This is a genomic window from Mycobacterium sp. (assembly GCF_049280035.1).
Taxonomy (GTDB): Bacteria; Actinomycetota; Actinomycetes; order Mycobacteriales; family Mycobacteriaceae; genus Mycobacterium.
On the sequence record NZ_JBAPPI010000684.1, the window covers coordinates 1 to 2287 of the forward strand.

Below are 2287 nucleotides of genomic sequence, written 5' to 3' on the forward strand. Positions count from 1 at the left end.
GATCAGGATCGATTCGAAATGCAGACCGACCTTGGCCACGTTGGCCTGGCGCCACATGCCGATCTGGATCTGACGTTCTTCGGACTGCGCCTGGTACCAGGGGTGCCGGCCCAGCGGGTCGGTCGCCGGCAATTTCCAGCGCGGGTCGTTGTCGATGACCGCGAACTCGGGTGACTTCCAGTCGATGTCGGTGTACGGGTTGAAATTACGCCGCACCGACCCCTCGGACAGTGTGGTGAGCATCTCCACGTATTTCGGGTCGTCCAGGACATCCATGTTGCGACGCCAACGTCGCACAATCTTGGTCCGTGCCCGCTTTTGGGCGGTTCCTGCCTGGGCCATTCCCAGCCTCCCCAATCAGGTTTACATTTGGACGCGCGATGTCCAACGACAGTACCGCAGGTATCGGCAATCTTCTAGACCCTTGATAGCCACTGTGGCCCATCCGTGAACATGTGTACACTGTGACTTGCATCACACCGGGCCGCGTGTGACTAACATCGTCGACCGCGTGATCGTCAGCCTCGGCCCAGTCACTAACCTGGTGATCATGGCTGACGCGCTGACGATTCCTGACAGCATCAAACCCGGTGACGGACGGTTCGGCTCCGGCCCGTCGAAAGTCCGACCTGAGCAACTGCAAGCCCTCTCCACCAGCGCCGCCGCGCTTTTCGGCACCTCTCACCGCCAGGCGCCGGTGAAAGACTTGGTCGGTCGGGTACGCGACGGGTTGCGGGACTACTTCTCGGTGCCGGACGGCTACGAGGTGGTGCTGGGCAACGGCGGAGCGACGGCGTTCTGGGATGCCGCGGCGTTCGGGCTGATCGACAAGCGGTCGTTACATCTGAGCTATGGGGAGTTCAGCTCGAAGTTCGCTTCCGCGGTCACCAAGAATCCGTTCGTCGGCGAGCCTCTTGTCATCAAGGCCGACCCTGGCAGCGCGCCCGAGCCGCAGGGCGACCCGTCGGTCGATGTGATCGCATGGGCGCACAACGAGACCTCGACGGGGGTCGCGGTGCCGGTAACGCGGCCCGAGGGCGCCGGCGATGCGCTGATCGTCATCGATGCCACCTCCGGCGCCGGCGGCCTGCCCGTCGACATCGCCGACACCGATGCCTACTACTTCGCACCGCAGAAGAACTTCGCCAGTGACGGCGGACTGTGGCTGGCGATCCTGAGCCCGGCCGCGCTGGGCCGGATCGAGGCCATCGCCGAATCTGGCCGATGGGTGCCGGACTTTTTGTCGCTGCCAATCGCGGTGGAGAACAGCCTCAAGAACCAGACGTACAACACTCCGGCCATCGGCACGCTGGTGCTGCTGGCCGAACAGATCGAGTGGCTACTGGGCAACGGCGGGCTGGAGTGGGCGGTTAAACGCACAGCAGACTCGTCGCAGCGGTTGTACAGCTGGGCGCAAGAACGGCCCTACACGACACCCTTCGTGGCTGAGCCACGGCTGCGTTCGCAGGTAGTGGGCACGATCGACTTCAACGACTCCGTAGATGCTGGGGCCGTCGCGGCGATCTTGCGCACCAACGGCATCGTCGACACCGAGCCGTACCGCAAACTCGGGCGCAACCAGTTGCGGGTCGCGATGTTCCCCGCCGTCGAACCTGACGACGTCAGCGCACTCACCGAGTGCATCGACTGGGTGGTCGAGCGGCTTTAGCTCGCTTTGGAGAAAAGAAGCGCAGGTGGCTACCGCGTGTCAGCACGGTAACGGCCGCTGACTGCATTAGAGTCCGCAGCTGACAGGCCTGGCGTGCTGGTCTGCGAGGAGCCTGCGAGGAGACACCATGCGGGAACTCACGATCGTCGGACTCGATGTAGATGGCAAACACATCATCTGCGAGAGCACTCGAGACAACGGGGATCCGGGCGAGAAGTTCAAGATTCGGGTCGACGACCGGCTAAGGGCGGCTCTGCGCGGCGACGGGGCCCGGGTGGGTCAAACCCATATCGACGTCGAGGTCACCAGCATGCTGCGTCCCAAGGAAATTCAGGCTCGTATCCGCGCGGGCGCATCCGTCGAGCAGGTGGCGGAGGCCGCCGGGGTGGACATCGAGCGGGTTTACCGGTTTGCTCACCCGGTGCTGCTGGAACGCTCCCGCGCTGCTGAGCTGGCAACGGCCGCGCATCCCGTCCTCGCCGACGGCCCGGCGGTGCTGACGCTGCTGGAGACCGTCACGTCGTCGCTGCTGGCGCGTGGCCTCAACCCGGACATCACCACGTGGGACGCCTGGCGTAACGAGGATGGCCGCTGGACGGTCCAGCTGGGCTGGAAGGC

General features: G+C 64.4%; 3 protein-coding genes. 2 read left to right on the forward strand and 1 reads right to left on the reverse strand.

Annotated elements, in window-relative coordinates:
• Positions 1-342, reverse strand: a 342-nt coding sequence (locus WAN71_RS21920; protein ID WP_422227343.1) for a diiron oxygenase, incomplete at its 3' end; no start/stop codon positions are given.
• Between the two features lie 208 nt (positions 343-550).
• Between WAN71_RS21920 and serC the strand changes: the two genes are divergently transcribed.
• The gene (serC, locus tag WAN71_RS21925) at positions 551-1669 is read left to right on the forward strand and encodes a phosphoserine transaminase (protein WP_422227345.1); all 1119 of its coding nucleotides are present in this window, start codon (positions 551-553) and stop codon (positions 1667-1669) included.
• A gap of 127 nt (positions 1670-1796) precedes the next feature.
• On the forward strand, positions 1797-2287 hold a 491-nt coding region (sepH, locus tag WAN71_RS21930), incomplete at its 3' end, for a septation protein SepH (RefSeq protein WP_422227344.1).